This window comes from Novosphingobium kalidii (genome assembly GCF_040534015.1).
In the GTDB taxonomy this organism is placed as follows: Bacteria; Pseudomonadota; Alphaproteobacteria; order Sphingomonadales; family Sphingomonadaceae; genus Novosphingobium; species Novosphingobium kalidii.
Map to the genome: position 1 here is coordinate 266944 of NZ_JBEWLY010000013.1, position 19419 is coordinate 286362.

General features: G+C 63.3%; 21 protein-coding genes. 11 read left to right on the top strand and 10 right to left on the bottom strand.

Annotated features, from left to right (window positions below; translation table 11 throughout):
- Nucleotides 1–6 precede the first annotated feature (6 nt).
- Genes trpS through secB form a run of 3 tightly spaced genes read right to left on the bottom strand, consistent with a single transcriptional unit; the run spans nucleotide 7 to nucleotide 3172 of the window.
- Entirely contained in the window at nucleotides 7–1026 is a 1020-nt protein-coding gene (gene trpS / locus ABVV53_RS08035; protein WP_353983869.1) for a tryptophan--tRNA ligase, read from the bottom strand.
- Between the two features lie 13 nt (nucleotides 1027–1039).
- Nucleotides 1040–2635: a murein biosynthesis integral membrane protein MurJ gene (murJ, locus tag ABVV53_RS08040; RefSeq protein WP_353983870.1), complete on the bottom strand. Its 1596-nt coding sequence runs from the start codon at nucleotides 2633–2635 to the stop codon at nucleotides 1040–1042.
- 27 nt (nucleotides 2636–2662) lie between these two features.
- A complete protein-coding gene (gene secB, locus ABVV53_RS08045; protein ID WP_353983871.1) occupies nucleotides 2663–3172 on the bottom strand; it encodes a protein-export chaperone SecB in 510 nt (169 codons plus the stop codon).
- 265 nt (nucleotides 3173–3437) lie between these two features.
- Here secB and ABVV53_RS08050 point away from each other — a divergent pair, with 265 nt between their 5' ends.
- Genes ABVV53_RS08050 through ABVV53_RS08060 form a run of 3 tightly spaced genes read left to right on the top strand, consistent with a single transcriptional unit; the run spans nucleotide 3438 to nucleotide 5904 of the window.
- Nucleotides 3438–4112, top strand: coding sequence for a Tim44/TimA family putative adaptor protein (locus ABVV53_RS08050; protein WP_353983872.1), 675 nt, complete (start codon nucleotides 3438–3440; stop codon nucleotides 4110–4112).
- Nucleotides 4112–5311 (top strand): murein transglycosylase A, encoded by a 1200-nt coding sequence (gene mltA, locus ABVV53_RS08055; protein WP_419956769.1) that lies wholly within the window; start codon nucleotides 4112–4114, stop codon nucleotides 5309–5311. Before ABVV53_RS08050 ends, mltA begins: the two co-directional genes overlap by 1 nt.
- Nucleotides 5308–5904, top strand: a complete 597-nt coding sequence (locus tag ABVV53_RS08060) for a Smr/MutS family protein (protein WP_353983873.1) — start codon at nucleotides 5308–5310, stop codon at nucleotides 5902–5904. The genes mltA and ABVV53_RS08060 overlap by 4 nt, the downstream gene beginning before the upstream one ends.
- 87 nt (nucleotides 5905–5991) lie before the next feature.
- Here ABVV53_RS08060 and ahpF read toward each other — a convergent pair whose 3' ends face one another.
- The 3 genes from ahpF to aroC form a co-directional block, all read right to left on the bottom strand.
- Nucleotides 5992–7602, bottom strand: coding sequence for an alkyl hydroperoxide reductase subunit F (gene ahpF, locus ABVV53_RS08065; RefSeq protein ID WP_353983874.1), 1611 nt, complete (start codon nucleotides 7600–7602; stop codon nucleotides 5992–5994).
- A gap of 122 nt (nucleotides 7603–7724) precedes the next feature.
- Nucleotides 7725–8291 (bottom strand): alkyl hydroperoxide reductase subunit C, encoded by a 567-nt coding sequence (ahpC, locus tag ABVV53_RS08070; protein ID WP_353983875.1) that lies wholly within the window; start codon nucleotides 8289–8291, stop codon nucleotides 7725–7727.
- 172 nt (nucleotides 8292–8463) lie between these two features.
- Complete coding sequence (aroC, locus tag ABVV53_RS08075) at nucleotides 8464–9549, bottom strand: chorismate synthase (protein WP_353983876.1); 1086 nt, start codon at nucleotides 9547–9549, stop codon at nucleotides 8464–8466.
- Nucleotides 9550–9605: 56 nt separating this feature from the next.
- On the opposite strand from aroC, the gene ABVV53_RS08080 reads away from it, so the two are divergent.
- From ABVV53_RS08080 to ABVV53_RS08090, 3 genes are read left to right on the top strand one after another with little or no spacing between them, the layout of a single operon-like run.
- Complete coding sequence (locus tag ABVV53_RS08080; RefSeq protein WP_353983877.1) at nucleotides 9606–9917, top strand: antibiotic biosynthesis monooxygenase family protein; 312 nt, start codon at nucleotides 9606–9608, stop codon at nucleotides 9915–9917.
- Nucleotides 9918–9957: 40 nt separating this feature from the next.
- A complete protein-coding gene (locus ABVV53_RS08085) occupies nucleotides 9958–10308 on the top strand; it encodes a hypothetical protein (RefSeq protein WP_353983878.1) in 351 nt (116 codons plus the stop codon).
- Between the two features lie 56 nt (nucleotides 10309–10364).
- Nucleotides 10365–10712 carry an ArsC family reductase gene (locus tag ABVV53_RS08090; protein ID WP_353983879.1) on the top strand — a complete coding sequence of 116 codons (348 nt, stop codon included), beginning with the start codon at nucleotides 10365–10367 and terminating at the stop codon, nucleotides 10710–10712.
- 3 nt (nucleotides 10713–10715) lie between these two features.
- Here ABVV53_RS08090 and ABVV53_RS08095 read toward each other — a convergent pair whose 3' ends face one another.
- From ABVV53_RS08095 to ubiG, 3 genes are all read right to left on the bottom strand, one after another.
- Nucleotides 10716–11741 (bottom strand): sensor histidine kinase, encoded by a 1026-nt coding sequence (locus tag ABVV53_RS08095; protein WP_353983880.1) that lies wholly within the window; start codon nucleotides 11739–11741, stop codon nucleotides 10716–10718.
- A 144-nt stretch (nucleotides 11742–11885) separates the two neighbouring features.
- A complete protein-coding gene (locus ABVV53_RS08100; RefSeq protein WP_353983881.1) occupies nucleotides 11886–12944 on the bottom strand; it encodes an NAD(P)H-dependent amine dehydrogenase family protein in 1059 nt (352 codons plus the stop codon).
- A 93-nt stretch (nucleotides 12945–13037) separates the two neighbouring features.
- Entirely contained in the window at nucleotides 13038–13772 is a 735-nt protein-coding gene (gene ubiG / locus ABVV53_RS08105) for a bifunctional 2-polyprenyl-6-hydroxyphenol methylase/3-demethylubiquinol 3-O-methyltransferase UbiG (protein ID WP_353983882.1), read from the bottom strand.
- A gap of 81 nt (nucleotides 13773–13853) precedes the next feature.
- Here ubiG and ABVV53_RS08110 point away from each other — a divergent pair, with 81 nt between their 5' ends.
- The 5 genes from ABVV53_RS08110 (at nucleotide 13854) to ABVV53_RS08130 (ending at nucleotide 18546) form a co-directional block, all read left to right on the top strand.
- Nucleotides 13854–15113, top strand: coding sequence for an aspartate kinase (locus ABVV53_RS08110; RefSeq protein ID WP_419956762.1), 1260 nt, complete (start codon nucleotides 13854–13856; stop codon nucleotides 15111–15113).
- A gap of 120 nt (nucleotides 15114–15233) precedes the next feature.
- Nucleotides 15234–16253, top strand: a complete 1020-nt coding sequence (locus tag ABVV53_RS08115; protein WP_353983883.1) for an NAD(P)H-dependent flavin oxidoreductase — start codon at nucleotides 15234–15236, stop codon at nucleotides 16251–16253.
- On the top strand, nucleotides 16253–17107 hold the full coding sequence (purU, locus tag ABVV53_RS08120) for a formyltetrahydrofolate deformylase (protein WP_353983884.1): 855 nt from the start codon (nucleotides 16253–16255) through the stop codon (nucleotides 17105–17107). The genes ABVV53_RS08115 and purU overlap by 1 nt, the downstream gene beginning before the upstream one ends.
- Nucleotides 17108–17179: 72 nt before the next feature.
- Complete coding sequence (locus tag ABVV53_RS08125; protein WP_353983885.1) at nucleotides 17180–17581, top strand: VOC family protein; 402 nt, start codon at nucleotides 17180–17182, stop codon at nucleotides 17579–17581.
- A gap of 89 nt (nucleotides 17582–17670) precedes the next feature.
- Complete coding sequence (locus tag ABVV53_RS08130) at nucleotides 17671–18546, top strand: dienelactone hydrolase family protein (RefSeq protein WP_353983886.1); 876 nt, start codon at nucleotides 17671–17673, stop codon at nucleotides 18544–18546.
- A gap of 214 nt (nucleotides 18547–18760) precedes the next feature.
- On the opposite strand, the gene ABVV53_RS08135 is transcribed toward ABVV53_RS08130, so the two are convergent.
- Nucleotides 18761–19207, bottom strand: a complete 447-nt coding sequence (locus ABVV53_RS08135) for a hypothetical protein (RefSeq protein ID WP_353983887.1) — start codon at nucleotides 19205–19207, stop codon at nucleotides 18761–18763.
- Nucleotides 19208–19419 lie beyond the last annotated feature (212 nt).

Sequence of the window (19419 nt, forward strand, 5' to 3'; positions counted from 1 at the left end):
CCCGGCTCAGCCGCGTACGAGGCCCAGCGCGTTGTACGTCGCGTCCAATGTGGGCAGGGCAAGGGTCCGGGCCTTTTCAGCACCGCTCTTCAGGATAGCGTCGAGCGCACTGTGGTCGCCGCGCAGCTCCACAAAGCGCTGGTTGATCGGCGCGAGCTTTTCCACCAGCAACTCGCCCAGAGCGGGTTTGAACTTGCCAAAGCCTTCTCCGCCAAAGCGGGTCAGCACGCCTTCAACGCTTTCGCCCGACATGGCGGCAAAAATGCCCACCAGGTTGGTCGCCTCGGTACGCCCCGCCAGACCCTCCTTGTCGGAAGGCAGAGGTTCGGGGTCGGTCTTGGCCTTCTTCACCTTCTGCATGATCGTATCGGCATCGTCGGTGAGATTGATTCGGCTCATGTCCGAAGGGTCAGACTTGCTCATCTTGGCCGAGCCGTCGCGCAAGCTCATGATCCGGGCAGCTTCAGCCGGGATGAACGGTTCCGGCAACGTGAAAACCGGCGCATCTTCGGACGCGAAGTCATTGTTGAACTTCTGCGCTATGTCGCGGGCAAGCTCCAGATGCTGTTTCTGATCGTCGCCCACTGGCACGTGGGTGGTTTGGTAAAGCAGGACGTCGGCGGCTTGCAGCACCGGATAAGTGAATAGTGCGACACTGGCACCCTCACGGTTCTTGCCCGCCTTGTCCTTCCACTGAGTCATGCGGTTAAGCCAGCCCATCCGGGCCGTGCCGTTCAGCAGCCACTGCAGTTCGGCGTGCTGCGGCACCTGCGCCTGATTGAACAGGATCGAACGCTCTGGATCGATCCCGCACGCAACCAGTGCCGCAACCATCTCACGGGTGTTGGACGTAAGATCCCCCGGGACGTGCGGCATCGAGATCGCGTGGAGGTCTGCCAGGAAGTACAGGCACTGCCCGCCCTGAGCTTGCGCGTCGTCCTGCATGCGCACCCAGTTGCGGATTGCGCCCAGATAGTTGCCGAGGTGCAGATTGCCGGTAGGCTGGATGCCGGAGACGATGCGCATGTGCAGGACCTGATTATTCCGAAAGATTAGCCGGCTGCTTGGCCGGTCGGCGCCGCCGTAGCTGGGCGAAGTGGCTCTTGTCGAGCGCGCCTACGAGCCAGGCGATGCTGAAGAAGACGATCCCCCCCGCAGCCACGAGGACACTCAGCGACCATGCGCGCTCGAACAGGCTGCCATGATAACGCTCGGCCATCAATGGCAGCAGCAGCCAAAGAGCGAACGCCATCACTGCTGCGGCCACCCCTTGCCGCGCGATCCGCGCGATGAGGGTCGGCGTCATCCGGAACCAGCCGCGCGCGTGAAGGACGGCGTAGAGTGTCGCGACGTTGAGTGTCGAGGTGAAGGCGGTCGCGGCAGCCAGCCCGACGATGCCGTAGCGCGGTATGACCATGAAGTTGACGCCGATGTTGATGACCAGCGACCCCGCGGCAATCCACACGGGCGTGCGCGTGTCCTCGCGGCTGAAGAAGCCGGGCTGGAACACTTTGACCAGAACGTAGGCCGGCAGCCCGCAGACGAGCGCCGCCACGATCTGAGCCATGATCGCACCGTCAGCCAGGGTCATCTTGCCGCCCACGAAAAAGGCCGTGACGAAGGCCGGAGCACAGACAGCCAGCGCTGCGGCGGCGGGGATCGTGAGCAGTGTCGCCATCTCGACCGCGTTCGCCTGCAGGCGTTGCGCGCCGTCCTCGTCGCCCGACTGTAACTGCCGCGCCAGCATCGGAAGGATCGCGGTGCCAAGAGCGATGCCGACGATGCCGAGGGGCATCTGGTTGAGCCGATCGGCATACTTCAGCAGCGTGAGCGATCCCTGTTCCAGAGAAGTCGCGAAGAACGTGTCGACGAATTGGCTGATCTGGTAGATGCCCGCGCCGAAGGTGGCAGGAAGGATCAGCATGCCCATGCGCCTGACTTCGGGCGTGAGGCGCGGCATCGTAAGTGTCAGCCGAACCCCTGCCTTGCGTGTGGCCCACGCCATGTAGACCAGCTGAACCACGCCCGCCGCACACACTGCCGCCGCGAGGGACCAGGCAACGGTGATGTCATCGCCGCCACCCTCTCGCAGGAAATAGCCCACGACGATGCCGGTGATCAGCGTGATGTTGAGCAACACCGGCACGAAGGCGCCAGGCGCGAATTTCGAATGCGCGTTGAGTACGCCCGAGAACATCGCCACCAGGCTCACAAGGCCAAGGTAGGGGAACGTCAGGCGGCTAAGCGCAACGGCAAGTTCAAACTTGCCGGGAACGCTCTGATATTCGCTGGCGAGGAGCCATACGATACCGGGCATCGCCAACATGGCGAGCGCGGAAAAGCCCAGCAGCACCCAGACGAACACGGCGAGTACATCGGTGGCAAAGCGCACTGCGGCGGCCTCGCCTTCCTCGCCGTGGAGCGCGCGCGTGTACATCGGCACGAAGGCGACCGAGAAGGCGCCTTCGGCAAAGAGGCGGCGGAAGGTGTTAGGCAGGACGAAGGCGAGCTGGAATGCATCGGCCGCAAGACCTGCGCCCAGCACGCGCGCGAGCAGAATGTCGCGCACGAAGCCGAATACGCGGCTGACGGCTGTCAGCCCGCCGATCGTCCCAACGTTGCGGATGAGGCCCATAGTGCGAGACTCATCCCCACCGTATGATCAAGCGTTCCCCGCGGGCGGGGCACCGGCCCCCTGCTGCGAGGAGAGCTGCTGCACATAGAGCCCGTTGAAGTCGATCGGCTCCAGCATCAGGGGCGCGAACCCGGCATCGCGGACGGCTTCAGCGATGATATGGCGAGCGAAGGGGAACAGGATGCGCGGCGCCTCTGCGAACAGGAAGGCGTGCGCTTGCGCATCCGGCAGGTTGCGCATGCCGACCAGCGCGCAGTAGCTAAGGTCTACCGCGAATGCTGTCCCGGCATCGCTGCGGGACGTCACCACGATCTTCAGCTCCACTTCATGGACTTCGCCCTCGATCGGGTTGGCGCCGATGTTGAACTGCACGTCGATTTGCGGCTGATCCTGCCACTGGAAGCTCTGCGGGGCGTTGGGATTCTCGACCGACAGATCTTTCACATACTGCGAGATGATTCCCGCGGCAGGAGCATTGTCGTCGCCGTTGCCGCCATCCACGTTCAGGTCGGAAATAATGTTGCCTTCGTCGGCCATTGTGCCCGGTGCTTTCTCAAGAAGTGGTCGGTAGTGTTAGCGGGCGCGCCTAGCATCGGCGCGGCCCGGCGGCAATGCGCGAGTCGCTTGTCCCCCGCCTTTGTGAAGCGTGATCCACTTCTATCCGGCCGTATCCAGAATGCTCTCCGACTGGCGCTTTTTTTAGAGTTTCGCGGCAACTCACGCGTTGTTCATTTGTAAACATTACCTATCTGGGGCTATGCTGTCGGACTATCCGACGGAGAGGAAGGACGGTTAGTTAGACGTGACGGTCGAAATCGTAATCCTGGCGATGATCGCGGCCTTTTTGGGGCTGCGTCTCTATTCTGTGTTGGGCCGTAGAGCCGAGCACGAGGAAGAGGCGGTACCCGGTCGCGTCGAGGGGCGCCGCGGAACCGCTGGTGCGCCACGCGTTCAGGCGCCTGCGAAGTCAGAAGACGGGACTGGCCCAGCCAACGCGCGCCAACGCGAAATGCCTGCGGTGTCTCCGGCGGTAGAGCGTGGGTTGCGTGAAATCGCCGCAGCTGATCGTCGCTTCGATCCCTTTGCCTTCATTGATGGTTCACGCAGTGCATACCGCATGATCCTCGAAGCCTTCTGGCAAGGCGACAAGGAAGAACTGCGCCACTTGTGCGATCCGGCGGTTTCGGACGGCTTTGCCGCTGCCATCGACGCGCGGCACGAAGCTGGCGAAACGCTGGACAACCGCCTCATCCGAATCGAAGATAGCACGATCACTGCGGCTGGCCTGGAAGGCAACCGCGCTCGGATAACCGTGCGCTTCCGCAGTGACATCGCAGCAGTCACGCGCAACGCAGAAGGTGCTGTCGTTGCCGGTTCCCTGGATGACGCGATCGAGGCGGTGGATATCTGGACTTTCAGCCGCGATGTCTCCTCGCCCGATCCGGACTGGTTGCTCGACGAGACCGACGAGGGCTGATCTTGCACTTGCGGCGTGGGGTTCGGCTCGCAGCCGCTTGTGGCTTGGCCTTGCTGGCGGCCGCTTGCGGACGGCTGGTGCCGGAGGCCAATAGGCCGTCAACGCCACCTCCGCTGCCGTCCGCGGAGACCGCGCTCCAGCTTGGCCTGCGTGAAGGGCCTTCAATTTCCTCGCTGCGCATCCGTCAAGACGATGCCGCAGCGGCCATGCTCTCGTTCCGCGAAAGCTGTCCGAAGCTGACAGCGCGCGCCGACGTGAGCGGCTTAACTCAACCCGGCGATTGGACGGCTGCGTGCGACGCTTTCGCACGCTGGCCGTATGGTCAAGCTGAGAGCTTCTTCGACCGGTATTTCGAGGCCGTTCAGGTCGGTGACGGCCGTGCCTTCGCGACCGGTTATTTCGAGCCCGAGATTGCCGGATCGCGCGTGCGCCTCCCCGGCTACGAGGTCCCCGTCTACGCCCTGCCGGCAGACCTCGTTCGCGCTCGACCGGGAGACGCGCCACCGCTCGCCAGCGGGCGCATGCCCATCGGCCGCTACGACGCGAACGGGCGCTTTTCTCAGTACTATGATCGCACGCAGATCGAGAATGGTGCGCTTGCGGGCAAAGGCCTGGAGATCGCCTGGGTTCGCGATCCTGTCGAGTTCTTCTTCCTGCAGGTTCAAGGATCCGGAAGGATTCGGCTGCCTGACGGGGGCATGATGCGGATCGGTTACGCGGGCCAGAACGGGCACGCGTATACAGGTATCGGCGCTCTCATGCGTGAGCGGGGATTGGTGGGCGAAGGTCCTGGCAAGTACCCCGGCTCGATGCAGGGCATCATCCAATACATCCGGGAGAATCCGGTTGAGGGCAGGGCTCTCATGCGCGAAAACAAGACCTGGGTCTTCTTTCGGGAGCTTACCGGTGACGGGCCGATTGGTGCTCTGGGAGTGCCAGTGCGGGCGGAGAGCTCTGTCGCGGCTGATCCCAGGTTCGTACCGTTGGGCGCGCCGGTCTGGCTCGATCTGGACCGCCCTGTGGCAAACGGACTGTGGGTGGCGCAGGATACCGGAGGCGCCATCAAGGGTGCCAATCGCTTTGACACCTTCTGGGGAGCAGGTGAGGATGCACGGCGAATTGCCGGCGGTATGAGCGGGCGCGGCCGGGCCTACGTCCTGCTTCCCAAGGGAACGCTCGACCGCCTGCGCGCAAGATGAGGCCGCCCCGGCGCTTATCCCCCGAGGAAGCCGCGGTCTGGCGTAGAGTGGCGGAGACCGTGAAGCCCCTCAACCCGCAAAAGGCGGCCCGTATCGATGCTGCGCCGCAGCTCCCGAAGGAGCCATTGCCGCAAGCGGCGAGTTCGCCCCCTGGTTCCGCGCCGCACCCGAAAGCACGTCAGACCGGCAGCGTCATCTCCAGCACAGCTGTGCGGCCCGCACCTCCTGCTCGCTCTGGGCACGACAAGGTTGGGCTCGATTCGTCGTGGGAGCGCAAGGTAGCACGCGGCGGTATGGAGCCGGATTTCAGCCTCGATCTTCACGGCTCGACGCTGGATCAGGCATATAGCCGCCTGATCCATGGGCTCTCGCAAGCCAAGGCCATGGGCGCCCGAGTGGTGCTCGTGGTCACTGGAAAGCCGCGTCCCGCCGAAGCTGCCGATCGGGGCACTGCGCGCGGGGCCATCCGGGCCAAGCTGATGGACTGGCTCGGCGCCAGCGAGCATGCGAGTGCCATCGCCGCCATTCGCGGGGCTCATCGGCGGCACGGAGGGCCAGGCGCCGTCTACATCATTCTAAAGCGGCGGCGCTGATCGAGCAAATTCGCCGCGAGCTTGTAAACAGAAAGGGCGGCAGTCCTGAAACCACCGCCCTCCAGCCTTCAGTGCGACCCGAGGACTTCACTCTGCCGCGACAGCCTCCTGGAAGCCTTGCGCGATATCTTCGACTGCCTCGTTCCGGATCAGGTAGTCGAACGCGCTGAGCGCTGCCTTCGAGCCTTCACCCATGGCGATAATGATCTGCTTGTACGGCACCGTCGTCGCATCTCCCGCCGCGAAGACGCCCGGCAGGTTGGTGGCATTGTGCGCGTCCACGACGATCTCGCCGAAGCGCGTCATTTCGAGGCCGGAGTCCTTGAGGAACTCAGTGTTGGGCACGAGTCCGATCTGCACGAACACACCTTCCAGCTCGATCTTGTGCTCCTCGCCAGTCTCGCGATTCTTGTAGACGAGCGCGTTCACTCTTTCGCCATCGCCCTCGACCTCGGTGGTCTGGGCGGAGGTGAGAATGTCGACGTTCGGCATCGAGCGCAGCTTGTCCTGCAGCACCTGATCGGCGCGTAGCTTGCTGTCGAACTCGATGAGGGTGACGTGGCCGACGATGTTGGCCAAATCGATCGCGGCTTCCACGCCGGAGTTGCCGCCGCCGATCACGGCCACGCGCTTGCCCTTGAACAGCGGTCCGTCGCAGTGCGGGCAGTAGGCAACGCCCTTGTTGCGGTATTCGGCTTCGCCGGGCACGCCGAGGTTGCGCCAGCGCGCGCCGGTAGTGAGGATTACTGAGCGAGCCTTGAGCGATGCACCGTTGGCAAACACGACCTCGTGCATGCCGCCCCGCTGCTTGGCCGGGATCAGCTTTTCAGCCCGCAGCAGGTTCATGGAATCGATGTCGTACTCCCCAACGTGCTGCTCCAGCGCACCTGCAAGCTTCGGCCCCTCGGTGTAGGGTACGGAGATGAAGTTCTCGATGCCCATCGTGTCCTGCACCTGGCCGCCGAGGCGCTCGGCGGCGATGCCGGTGCGGAAGCCCTTGCGCGCCGTGTAGATGGCCGAGGCTGCTCCCGCAGGGCCGCCGCCGATGACCAGCACTTCGTAAGGTTCTTTGTCGGCGAGCTTGGCCGCGGCGCGGGCTTCGGCTCCGGTGTCGAGCTTGGCGAGGATTTCCTCCACGCTCATCTTGCCCGAACCCCACATTTGGCCGTTCAGGAAAACCGCAGGCACGGCCATCACGCCGCGTTCGTCGACTTCCTGCTTGAACGTGCCGCCCTCGATCAGGGTCGCGGTGACTCGCGAATTATAAAGCGCCATCAGGGTGAGCGCCTGCACCACGTCGGGGCAGTTGTGGCACGAGAGCGAGAAGTACATCTCGAACTCGAAATCACCTTCCAGATTGCGGATCTGCTCCAGCGTCTCGTCAGAAACCTTAGGCGGATGGCCGCCGGCCCACAGCAACGCCAGCACCAGTGAGGTAAACTCGTGGCCGAGTGGCAGCCCGGCGAAGCGGACCCACTTCGTAGCGTCGGAGGCGCGGCGGATGATGAAGCTGGGGCGGCGCGCGTCGTCGCCATCGAACGTGGCGGTGACCTTGTCGGAAAGGTCGGATATGATCTCCAGCAGTTCGCGCGTTTCCGCCGACTTCGCATCGTCGCCAAGCGAGGCGACGAGCTCAATCGGCTCGCGCAGCATGCCGAGATATTGCGAGAGCTGTTGCTTCAGATTGGCGTCGAGCATGGTCGAAACTCCGGGTCTTTGTCTTTGGAGGAGGTTGGCGGCCCCGGGGCTGATGGGGGTGAGCCCCGGGGCCGCTCCTCAGGCAGCGTCAGGCGCCGCCTGGATCGTATAATTCGAGCGAATCAGAGCTTGCCGACGAGGTCGAGCGAAGGAGCGAGCGTCTCGCTGCCTTCTTCCCAATTGGCCGGGCAAACCTGGCCGGGGTGCTCGCGCCAGTACTTGGCAGCCTTGATCTTGCGGACGAGTTCGGTGGCGTTGCGGCCCACGCCCTCGGGAGTGATCTCGACGAGCTGGATCACGCCGTCCGGATCGACCACGAAGGTCGCACGGTCGGCAAGGCCAACGCCTTCACGCAGCACGCCGAAGTTGTTGGTGAGAGCGTGGTTCTGGTCACCCAGGAACGCGTACTTGAGCTTGCCGATCTTCTCGGACGTGTCGTGCCAGGCCTTGTGGCTGAAGTGGGTGTCGGTTGAAACGCCGAACACCTCAACGCCCATGCCCTGCAGAGTCTCGTACTGCTCGCCAAGGTCTTCCAGCTCGGTCGGGCAGACGAAGGTGAAATCGGCGGGATAGAAGAAGAACACAGCCCACTTGCCTTCGATGTCCTTCTCGGTGACGTCAAAGAAGTCCTTGCCCGCCTGGAACGCCGTGTTCTTGAACGGCTTGATGGTGCTTCCGACAATACCCATGAATGTGTCTCCCTCGTTGCATGGTGAGTTACCGCAACGGGAGATAGGCTCTGAAGGTGTCAGTTTGTAGCCGGAAGCTCCGATTGGCTTGATCGCTACTGTCGATCACCGGTCGGCGGACTGTGCGGCTCTGGCGATCAATCGAACGAAACTACGATCGCTCTTTTATGCGTCAGGTGCCGCACTGACCGCGATGCAGCAGCTTGTGGTCAGCGAGCACCAGCGCCATCATTGCCGAGACGACCGGCGCCCCTCGGATGCCGACGCAGGGATCGTGGCGCCCCTTGGTGAACAGTTCGGTTGCTTCGGACTGTCCGTTCTCGCCCGGGCGCGTGATCGTTGCCTGTGGTGTAAGGATGGAACTGGTGGGTTTGAAGGCGACGCGCACCACCACCGGTTGTCCCGTCGAGATCCCGCCCGCGATACCGCCCGCGTGGTTGGCCTCGAACATAGGCCCTTGCGCTCCTGGACGCATTGGGTCGGCGTTCTGTTCACCAGTGAGGCGAGCGACAGCGAAGCCATCGCCGATTTCCACCCCTTTGACCGCGTTGATCCCCATCATCGCAGCGGCGAGGTCCGCGTCCAGCTTGCCATACAATGGCGCGCCCCAGCCCGCGGGCACTCCCGTTGCGACGCACTCCACAACCGCGCCAATAGACGAGCCTGCCTTGCGCACGGCGTAGACCTGCTCGGCCCAGCGCTCGGCGGCGCTGGCATCGGGGCAGAAGAAGGGATTGCGATAGATCTCGGCAGGATCGAAGCTCGCGCGATCGATCGTATCGCCGCCAATCTCGACCACATAGGCCAGGATCGACACTTCCGGAATCACCAGCCGCGCAACGCCACCGGCCGCAACGCGCGCTGCGGTCTCGCGCGCCGAACTGCGGCCGCCGCCGCGGTAATCGCGGAAGCCGTACTTGGCGTCGTAAGCGTAGTCCGCATGGCCGGGACGGTACGCCTGGGCCACCTCGGAATAGTCCTTGGAACGCTGGTCCACATTCTCGATCATCAGCGAAATCGGAGTACCCGTCGTCCTGCCTTCGAACACACCCGAGAGAATACGGACCTGGTCCGGCTCCTGCCGCTGTGTCGTGAACTTCGATTGTCCGGGGCGGCGCGCATCAAGGTAGGGCTGAATCGCGTCCTCGGTGATTGCGAGGCCGGGCGGGCACCCGTCCACGACCGCGCCGAGTGCCGGCCCATGGCTTTCGCCCCAGGTGGTGAAACGGAAAAGGTGGCCGAAGCTGTTGACGCTCATGGGGCTGGCTTTGTCGCGCGATTGGCGCTTTGTCCAGCCGGCGCTATGGAGAGGGCATGTTCCTCGTCGTCTTCCGCAACCGTAAACGTGCCGAAATCGATGCCGCGGCCTATGCTGCTGACGCGGCTCGCATGCTTGAGCTGGCGGTGCAGCAGCCGGGCTATCTCGCTTTCAAGAGCTACGCCTCGGAGGATGGCGAAGTCGTGGCTATCTCGGAGTGGGCGGACGAAGCTACCGCCCGCGCTTGGGCGCGCCACGTCGAGCATGGCCCGGTTCAGGGCAGGGGCCTCGCCGAGTACTACGAGGACTATACCCTCTTCGCCTGCGCCAATCCCCGCATTCACCACTTCGAGCGGGAAATCACATGAGCACCTGTTATGTGGCTCCAAGTGCGGGAAAGAAGCGCGTATGCTGAGGCGCTCGCTCCCGATCTTTGTAGTGCTCGTTGTCGGCCACGCCTACTGGCTGTTGGTCAGTCACGTTGAAGGCGTTGAGGAGCCTTGGGATGCCGAAGCCTACTGGGCGCTATGGTATCCCGGTTCGATCCTTCTATCCGCCGGAGCGGGGGTATTGCTACGGCGCTTGGGATGGGTGGCGGGAGCGTTGTTTACCTTCTGCCAGCTCCCGATCATGTGGCTCAACAACGGCTCCGGCCCGCTGTGGGGCGTCGGTTTCCTGTTCCTATGCCTGCTGGCCATCCCTGCGGGTGCGGCTTCGTCCCTGGCTGGCCGCCTGGCACGTCGCGGTCAGCGGCCTTGATGATCAGCTGCCGCATCCGCTTTGTTTATGGGCAGGACTGGCGTTAAGAGGCTGTGATGACACTGACGATGTTTGGCATTCCGAATTGCGACACGATCAAGAAGGCGCGCGCTTGGCTTGACCAGCAGGGCTTCGGGTACCGCTTCCACGACTACAAAAAGCAGGGGGTGGATCGTGAGCAGCTAGTGCGGTGGGTAGATCAGGTGGGTTGGGAAGTCTTGCTCAACCGCCGCGGAACCACGTTCCGGGCGCTGCCAGATGCCGCTAAGACAGGCCTTGATGCCGACAAGGCCGTCGCTCTGATGGCGGCGAACCCCAGCTGCATCAAGAGGCCCGTCGTGGAGTATTCAAGCGGCCTGCTGGTGGGCTTCGATCCGACAGCCTGGGAGCAGGCGCTGCGTTGAGGCTCAGGCTTCGTCCCGCTCGTAGATCAGAGAGACTTCACACCCGCATGACGCGTAGCTTGTAGCATGGCGCGCGCGGGCCTGACGGGCGAACGCTTCGAGCAGTTGTGTCCCGATCCCGCCGCCGCTGTGCGCAGGAGGGGGCGCTACGTCGCCTACGCCATTGTCCCGGATGATAAGGCACCAGCCTTGTTTATCCACGTCAAACGTGATCTCCACCAAGCCTGCGCGCCCGTCGGGAAAGGCGTACTTGGCACAATTGGTCAATGCTTCGTTAGCGAAGAGGCCGATGGCCACGGCAGCCTCGCGAGGCAGACTCGCTTCTGAAAAGCGACCTGACACTCTCACCTGCGGGGGGAGCATCGCGTTGCTGGCCCGCGCCAGCATCCGCTCCAGATAAGGCTGCATCTCGACCATGACGCCTTCTCCTTGCTCCCCTGCAAGGTGGGTGTAGGCCTCCGAGAAAGTCCGCACGCGACCGATTGCATCGTCGAAAGCCCGGCGGACCTGTTCAGAGTCCTCGCGTCGCTTTTGAAGCTCGAGCAGGCTTGCGACGAGCGCGAAGTTGTTCTTGGTGCGGTGTTCCAGCTCCGCCAGGAGGACGGCACGACGCTCGATCTCCGCCTCGCCGTGCTGCTGGGCGGCCTCTACGGCCCGACGAAACCTCTCGGCAAAGGCAAGAGCGATCAGTGCTGAGGCGGCATGTAGCGCCACGTGGGCGAATTTGCTGGCATCGGAAGTCATGAGGTCAGCCATCGGCAGCACCTGGGACCAGCCCCAAAGGAAACAGATCCCGTAAGCGACCAATCCTGCTTCCCATCGGCCATACAGGGTCGCCAGGAGAATAGCCGGGTAGACCGTGGCAAACGGCCCGGCACCGGGGGCCAACATGTCGATCGTCAGTCGCAGGACGACCATTGCAACACCGCAGGCCGCGCCTAGCGCGAGCCGCGCTATGGTTTGCGTGAAGGGGCGAGCGAACCAGAGGCCGACATCAAAGTGCGCGAGACGCTGCATCTTCTCGTCCATCCCATCCCCCAACACAGCGCTCAAAAATGCGAATGTCGTGCCACAGCATGGCACGACCTGATCCAGGATTAAGCGCCTTGACCTTCGTAGTCGAGAGACAAGTAGAGCCGAACTCGTGGAGCCGCGGTAATGCGCACCTGAAGACTAGTGGCCGGCTCGCCGCGCCCGCATCCACTCACCAACAGGAGCGTGCGGAAGGCCGACGTCGCGAAGGCCAAGAATGCCAGGACGGGCCGCCTTGATCTGAAACAAGGCATTTACCGCAGGGAGTGCGGTCATCGTGTCCCAGTCATGATTTCCCCAGTGCTCGGGCGGAGTGAAGCGCATCTTCACATCGACGTCGGGGTCGCCTTTCACTTCCAGGCGATACTGATCCGCGTCGATCTCCCACCCTTCGGCAAGCTTCTTGGTGAGATACCAGACGACCTTCATCTGCACGACGGTTCTGCCGCCGACTTTGCCGTTCCAGCCGCCGCGCAGAGCCGCATTGGTGCCTTCGCCCATTTTGAACCATCCGAGGTCCACGTCTTCGGCAGCCGTGGCGTACTCGCAGAAGAACTCGATATCGTCATAGGCGATTTCCAGTGCAGCGCCGATGCGGACGACAACGTCGCGAAACAGAATCAGCCAGTCATGCGCCCGCTTCATCAGATCGTCGGTCATGCCGCCCGGCTCGCCCATCCCGAGCAAGGTCCAGGTCTCGACGGATTCGTAGACCGAGCAGTCCGCCGATTCCGTGGTGCCGACGTAATCGACGTCGCGGCAGATCGCCGTGATGGCAGTCACAACCGAATTGATCCAGCCAGGGTTGATGCCCGTGATATACAGCGAACTGCCCCCGCGTTGGCAGGCTGCCTCCAGCTTCTCCTGAACTTCCCCCTGAATGCCGCCGACATTAAGGAACAGGTTGGTGCTAACGACGTCGAGCCCGCTTTCAAGCAGCCGAACCGCATGGTCCAAGTCCGCCTGGAAAGGCGTGTAGAGGACCGTATCGGCGCCGAGCGCGAGCAGTGCGTCGATGTCGTTGGTCGCTTTGATGCCGGTAGGTGCCCGTCCACACAGATCGCCGGCGTCAGTGCCTGACTTGCTGTCGGAGTAGGCATAGACACCGACAAGCTCCAGTCGCGGATCGTCGAGAATTGCGCGCAACGATAGTTTGCCCACTTTGCCGGTGGTCCATTGGATGACCCGCAGCCTGTCCATATCCCTCTCCTATCAAGCCGGGATTGTCCCCAGTCTGGAGAGCATGTTCGCTCGGACGTGCGGAGAGGGGTAGTTCCCTTTCGGGAACAGCGATCAGGCGCGGGTTGCTGTCACGATGTAGTTGAGCGCGAGATCGTCTGTCAGGTGGAGCCCCGCTAACGGCGACCAGCCGATGCCGCGAGGAGCGCTCATCACCAGTCCCGCGGCCGTCAGCAGCTCGCTGAGCTCTTCGGGCGTCACGAAGTCGCTCCAGCGGTGCGTGCCGCGCGGCACATGCCCGAGGCGTTCCGCCGCCTCGACCAATAACAAGCGCGAACGGGCAGTACGGTTGGGCGTGGAGACCACCAGCAGCCCTCCCGGTGCGAGCGCATCGGAAAGGGCGGCCACGAAAGCCCCCTTGTGCGCAACGTGCTCGATGACTTCCATGGCGCAGACAAGATCGATACCCCTGGGGGCGATCGCTCCGATCTCGCCGGCCTGGTAATCGATCGAAAGCCCCATCGCGAGTGCGTGCGCCGATGCTGCGGCGATGTTTTCGGGTGCCGCATCGATTCCCGTGACGTCCGCACCAAGACGGGCCAGGGGTTCTGCCAGCAGCCCGGCTCCGCAGCCGACATCGAGCGCTCGGCGGCCCGAAAGCGGTTTCAGCGCCTCCGCATCCGTGAAGAAGTGCGCATCTATCGCCTTTCGGATGAAGGCGAGTCGTACCGGGTTCAGCCGGTGCAGCATCGCCGAGGACCCTTTTGGATCCCACCACTCTGCGGCCAGCGCGCCGAAGTGCGCAGCTTCCTCGGGGCGAATAGTGTCCGGACTTATTGCATTGTTCATAACCTACCCCTAACAGCGCGCCCGACTCTAATCCACCTGCCCGAACATTGGGGCTCAGGCGATCGAAGGAGCAGTTGCGACGTGGCCCGCATCGTGATGAAATTCGGCGGCACCTCCATGGCCGGCACCGAGCGCATCCGGCGCGTGGCTGGTATCGTCAAGCGCCAGCAGGAAGCTGGGCATGAAGTGGCTGTAGTCGTTTCGGCCATGGCAGGCGAGACCGACCGCCTCGTCAACTTCTGCCGCGAGGCGAATGCGCTTTACGATCCGGCTGAGTACGATGTGGTGGTGGCGAGCGGCGAACAAGTGACATCGGGTCTGCTGGCGCTGACGCTGCAGGCCATGGGCTGCAAGGCGCGCTCCTGGTTGGGCTGGCAAGTGCCCATCCGCACAGACGACGCGCATGCCAAAGCGCGGATCGAGGACATCGACGCCGAAGCGCTAACCGCTTCCATGGCGAGTGGCGAAATCGCAGTGATCCCCGGCTTCCAGGGCGTGTCGCCGCAGGGCAGGGTGACGACGTTGGGCCGCGGCGGTTCGGATACTTCGGCCGTGGCTGTGGCAGCGGCAGTGCAGGCGGACCGCTGCGACATCTACACGGACGTCGACGGGGTCTATACGACCGATCCTCGCATCGTCGCCAAGGCGCGCAAGCTACCACTGGTCACGTACGAGGAAATGCTCGAGCTTGCTTCAGTGGGCTCGAAGGTGCTGCAGACCCGCTCGGTCAGCCTGGCCATGAAAGAGAAGGTGCGGGTTCAGGTGCTCTCGTCGTTCATCGATGAAAGCGCGCCGCCCGCCGATGATCTGCCGGGAACGATGATTGTCAGCGATGAGGAACTCGAAGGAAGCGACATGGAACGCCAGCTCATCACCGGCATCGCCGCCGACAAGAACGAAGCCAAGATCACGTTGACGCGCGTGCCCGATCAGCCCGGCGCCGTCGCGGCCATCTTCGGCCCGCTCGCCGATGGCAACATCAACGTGGACATGATCATCCAGAACGTCGCCAAGGAAAAGGCCGAGACGGACGTGACCTTCACGGTCCCGCAGGCCGACCTCCTGCGCGCGCAAGCGATGCTGGAGGAGCGCAAGGAAGCCATTGGCTACTACCGGCTGATCTCCGACGACAAGGTCGCCAAGATCAGCGTCGTGGGTGTGGGCATGCGCAGCCATGCAGGCGTGGCATCGACGATGTTCCGCACGCTGGCGGACCGCGGCATCAATATCCAGGCAATCTCGACCAGCGAAATCAAGGTCTCCGTCCTGATCGACGCGGATGAGACCGAGCTGGCGGTGCGTGTGCTCCACACCGCCTATGGCATGGATGCAACGGCTTAAGCGTGCTCTGAAGGACGCCCTCGTAAGCGGCAGGGGGCGTTTGCGCTCCTCCCAGCTTGTGCGAAGGAGCGCCCCGGCCTAAGGCGCCTGCCTTTCCCATTGCGGGTACACGGAGCATTGATGGCCGCCTCTCCCAAGACTTCCGCGCTGATGGCGCGCGGTGCGCAGTTCCTCGGCAGCGAGTATGCGATCCTGTGCGGCGCGATGTCCTGGGTATCGGAGCGTAACCTCGTTTCCGCGATCAGCAATGCCGGCGGCTTTGGCGTGATCGCTTGCGGCGCAATGACACCCGAGCTGCTCGATGCCGAGATTGCGGCCACGAAGGCGCTGACCGGCAAGCCCTTTGGTGTCAATCTGATCACCATGCACCCTCAGCTCTTCGACCTCATCGGTGTCTGCACGGAGCACGGTATCGGTCACGTGGTGCTCGCAGGTGGCATACCGCCCAAGGGTAGCGTTGAGGCGATCAAGGGCAGCGGAGCGAAAGTCATCTGCTTTGCTCCCACGCTTGCGCTCGGCAAGAAGCTGCTGCGCTCCGGTGCAGACGCGCTGGTGATCGAGGGGATGGAAGCCGGAGGACATATCGGCCCGGTTTCGACTTCGGTGCTCGCACAGGAAATTCTGCCGAGCTTGGCAGCCGAGAACGTGGTGTTCGTTGCAGGTGGCATCGGGCGGGGTGAGGCCATCGCCGGTTACCTTGAGATGGGCGCGGCTGGCGTGCAGCTTGGCACTCGCTTTGCGTGCGCAAGCGAGTCCATTGCGCACCCGGACTTCAAGAAGGCATTCTTCCGCGCGTCCGCCCGCGATGCTGTCGCCTCCGTGCAAGTGGATGGACGGCTTCCGGTGATCCCCGTCCGGGCTCTCAAGAACAGGGGCACCGAAGCGTTCACCGCCAAGCAGATCGAAGTCGCCAAGCTGCTCGATGAGGAAAAGGTCGTAATGGGCGAAGCGCAGCTCCAGATTGAGCATTACTGGGCAGGCGCCCTGCGTCGCGCGGTTGTAGATGGCGATGTCGAGAACGGTTCGCTCATGGCGGGTCAATCCGTCGGGATGGTGACCAAGGAGGAACCCGTTGCCGAGATCATCGGCGCGCTGGTCACGGAATGCGAGGCGGCGCTGAGCAAGCGCGCGGCTGCTTGATGGCCGAACCGCTGATCCTGGCTCTCTCGTGTGTCGACAGACCCGGCATTGTCGCCCGGGTGACGGGATACCTGGCGCAAGTCGGCGGCAACATCATCGAGGCGCAGCAGTTCAACGACCTCGCCGAGAACAAGTTCTTCATGCGCGTGGCCTTCGATCCCGGCGCGGCCGACCGTGAGGACATCCGCGAAGGCTTCGGGCCGATCGCCCACGAATACGGCATGGCCTGGTCGATGCTGCGCCGCGACCGGCCGAGGCGCGTGCTGCTGATGGTCAGCAAGTTTGACCATTGCCTTGCGGACTTGCTCTATCGCCAGCGAATTGGCGAGTTGACCATGGAAGTGGTGGGCATCGTCTGTAATCACCCCCGCGAAGTGCTGAACGTGCCGTTGATCGGCGATATTCCCTTCCACCATTTGCCGGTGACGAAAGACACCAAGGCGGCGCAGGAAGCGCAGGTGCGCGCCATCGTGGAGGACAGCCGAGCCGAACTGGTGGTGCTCGCGCGCTATATGCAGATACTCTCAGACGAGATGGCGGCCTTCCTCTCTGGGCGCTGCATCAACATCCATCACTCGTTTTTGCCAGGCTTCAAGGGGGCCAAGCCATATCATCAGGCTCACGCGCGCGGGGTGAAGATGATTGGCGCGACTGCGCACTACGTGACAGCGGATCTGGACGAGGGCCCGATCATCCACCAGGACGTGGAAGCGGTCACCCACGCGGACACACCGGATGACATGGTTCGCAAGGGCCGCGATATCGAGCGTCGGGTTCTGGCCGAAGCGGTACGTTTGCACCTGGAGGACCGGGTGCTCCTGAACGGCACGCGCACGGTAGTCTTCCAGAGCTGAGCAGCCAGCCGATAGTTCTTGCGCCCCTTGCTGCACCGCCTCATCAATGAGGAAAAGCACGGGAGAGCGACCATGCTGGTCAGCGGCATCGATCACATCAACATTCTTACCCACGATCTTGAAGCAACGGCGGCGTTCTACGAGCGGGTGCTGGGCCTGACCCGCAGTGAAAACCTCGGGGTTGCTGCTGGCTTTCGTGGCGCGTGGATGCGCGATGGCTCAGGCGCTGCAATCGTTCACCTCGTCTGGAAGGACCCAGCCTCGGAGCGGTATGATGGGTACATGCCGGGGCAGTCCACCAATGGGGTCCATCACGTCGCTTTCCGATGCCGGGGCTTTGAAGCCGCTCGTGAAAAGCTCGATGCCATGGAACTGCTGTATCGGGTGAATGACGTGGCGAACGGTTCGATCCGGCAGATATTCCTCGTGGATCCGAACGCCGTAAACGTCGAGTTGAACTTCGCCAACGATTGAGCGGCCGTTGCTATGGCCGAGCAATCACTGGCCCGCGGCTTTGCTCTTGGCTAAGCTTGGCCGTTAGCAAGTCAAATTGGAGTGCGAGCATGTGCGAGGATCCGACCGCTCAAGGGCAAGACTCCGGAGAGGGCAACCGAGCGGTAAGCCGTCGTGAGTTCACCGTCCTTGGCGCCGCGATTGCTTTGGCTGGGTGCACCGCAGACGTGCGCGCGGCCGGCACGAGCAGCAATCTGCGGGAACGCATGGTGGAGATTACCACCGCGGACGGCATCGCTGACGCCTTCTTCGTCTATCCCGCACAAGGTGCGCACCCTGGAATCGTGATGTGGCCGGACATCGCAGGTTTGCGGGAAGCCAAGAAGGTGATGGCTCGCCGGCTGGCTGCGGCAGGGTACGCCGTCCTTTGCGTCAACCAGTACTACCGCGGCGGGCCCGCACCCATCCTGCAGAGCTTCTCGGAGTTTCGCACGCCGGAGGGGCAAACCAAGATCAAGCCGCTGCGCGAGGCGCTCACGACAGAGGCGGTAACGCGCGACGCGGGCGCATACGTCACGTTTCTTGATGGAGAAGCGGCGGTAGATAAGACCCGCGGGATCGGCAGCAACGGGTACTGCATGGGCGGCCCATTCACAGTGCGCACAGCCGCTGCCGCCCCCAGGCGAGTGGGTGCGGCAGCCTCGTTCCATGGGGCAGGGCTGGTGACGGACGAGCCGGACAGCCCGCATCGCTTGCTGGCCCGGACGAAGGCCGCATACCTGTTCGCGATCGCCCGCAACGACGATGCAAAGGATCCTTCCGTCAAGGAGCAGTTGCGCAAGGCCGCTGATGCCGCCGGAGTGCCGGCAGAGATCGAGGTCTATCCCGCCGACCATGGCTGGTGCGTACCGGACTCACCCGCGTACGACCCCATCGAGGCCGACAAGGCGTGGGAGCGGATGTTGACCCTCTTCGACAGACTCTAAGTTGTCGCCCGTCCAGGGGCGCTCCTCCGGTCTTGCATGTGACGACCTGGGGATGCGCCAGGATTGACCGGCCTCATCCCGGCGAGCGAAGCCATGGCGTGTTTGATGCCGGCGCTGATGGCGCGGGGTTCAGCTAGCGGCTCAAGAATTTCGACGCTAACGGCATCATCCTGATTGTCGCGCCCGCTGCAGAATCGCGAGAAAGCGGCCGCGCTCAGTTCCCACTGCCAGGCGCGGCAACCGTATCGCTGGGAAATATGCCGGCTACGGCGAGCGCGGCACCCACCTTCGAGAGCGAGTCGAGCAGGTCTCCGACTGCGTCCTCCTGCAAGATGAGTTCCAGTGTGTCGCGGGCGGTGCCTGCTCCGTTGTCGCGCAGAGCCATCAACAAGCTGAGGATGATGGCTTCATGCTCGGAGACACGGCTGCATGCCAGCGGCGCAAATCCGAATGTCTCCAGCGCATCGCGGTTGAACAGGAGCATGGTGCGGTGAAACGCTTGGAGGCCTCCGATCATGCGCCAGCGGGCGAACGCAGGGGCGAGCGCTTGTGCCGGGCAGGTATGTTGGCCCATCGATGTAACCCATGCGCGCATCGACCAGACCAGAAAGCGGCAACCGCAATCGAGGCTCTCGAGCGGACGATCGACGAACTGGTACATTCCGGCATCTCCTGAACGTTCAAATTGGGGCTTTAATTTGCGAACGATTATCATTAGCGTTTGTTGCGCGGCTTTTCCGAGCGGTCAACCCCTTCCGGGATGATCGGCCGGTTGAGCGGCCGGGGGCGGCGTCAGTCATGGGGCGCCGTTCTCTTCTCCCAGCCTTACAGCCGGGGCGGGGCTCAAGCCCGCCCCGGTCTTTTCTCAGCTAA

What these genes read in the sequence shown, in the direction of transcription:
- trpS (WP_353983869.1), bottom strand. Translation starts at nt 1,026, where the DNA reads ATGCGCATCGTCTCCGGCATCCAGCCTACCGGCAATCTGCACCTCGGC.
- murJ (WP_353983870.1), bottom strand. Translation starts at nt 2,635, where the DNA reads ATGGGCCTCATCCGCAACGTTGGGACGATCGGCGGGCTGACAGCCGTC.
- secB (WP_353983871.1), bottom strand. Translation starts at nt 3,172, where the DNA reads ATGGCCGACGAAGGCAACATTATTTCCGACCTGAACGTGGATGGCGGC.
- ABVV53_RS08060 (WP_353983873.1), top strand. Translation starts at nt 5,308, where the DNA reads ATGAGGCCGCCCCGGCGCTTATCCCCCGAGGAAGCCGCGGTCTGGCGT.
- ahpF (WP_353983874.1), bottom strand. Translation starts at nt 7,602, where the DNA reads ATGCTCGACGCCAATCTGAAGCAACAGCTCTCGCAATATCTCGGCATG.
- ahpC (WP_353983875.1), bottom strand. Translation starts at nt 8,291, where the DNA reads ATGGGTATTGTCGGAAGCACCATCAAGCCGTTCAAGAACACGGCGTTC.
- aroC (WP_353983876.1), bottom strand. Translation starts at nt 9,549, where the DNA reads ATGAGCGTCAACAGCTTCGGCCACCTTTTCCGTTTCACCACCTGGGGC.
- ABVV53_RS08080 (WP_353983877.1), top strand. Translation starts at nt 9,606, where the DNA reads ATGTTCCTCGTCGTCTTCCGCAACCGTAAACGTGCCGAAATCGATGCC.
- ABVV53_RS08085 (WP_353983878.1), top strand. Translation starts at nt 9,958, where the DNA reads ATGCTGAGGCGCTCGCTCCCGATCTTTGTAGTGCTCGTTGTCGGCCAC.
- ABVV53_RS08090 (WP_353983879.1), top strand. Translation starts at nt 10,365, where the DNA reads ATGACACTGACGATGTTTGGCATTCCGAATTGCGACACGATCAAGAAG.
- ABVV53_RS08095 (WP_353983880.1), bottom strand. Translation starts at nt 11,741, where the DNA reads ATGGACGAGAAGATGCAGCGTCTCGCGCACTTTGATGTCGGCCTCTGG.
- ABVV53_RS08100 (WP_353983881.1), bottom strand. Translation starts at nt 12,944, where the DNA reads ATGGACAGGCTGCGGGTCATCCAATGGACCACCGGCAAAGTGGGCAAA.
- ubiG (WP_353983882.1), bottom strand. Translation starts at nt 13,772, where the DNA reads ATGAACAATGCAATAAGTCCGGACACTATTCGCCCCGAGGAAGCTGCG.
- ABVV53_RS08115 (WP_353983883.1), top strand. Translation starts at nt 15,234, where the DNA reads ATGGCCGCCTCTCCCAAGACTTCCGCGCTGATGGCGCGCGGTGCGCAG.
- purU (WP_353983884.1), top strand. Translation starts at nt 16,253, where the DNA reads ATGGCCGAACCGCTGATCCTGGCTCTCTCGTGTGTCGACAGACCCGGC.
- ABVV53_RS08125 (WP_353983885.1), top strand. Translation starts at nt 17,180, where the DNA reads ATGCTGGTCAGCGGCATCGATCACATCAACATTCTTACCCACGATCTT.
- ABVV53_RS08130 (WP_353983886.1), top strand. Translation starts at nt 17,671, where the DNA reads ATGTGCGAGGATCCGACCGCTCAAGGGCAAGACTCCGGAGAGGGCAAC.
- ABVV53_RS08135 (WP_353983887.1), bottom strand. Translation starts at nt 19,207, where the DNA reads ATGTACCAGTTCGTCGATCGTCCGCTCGAGAGCCTCGATTGCGGTTGC.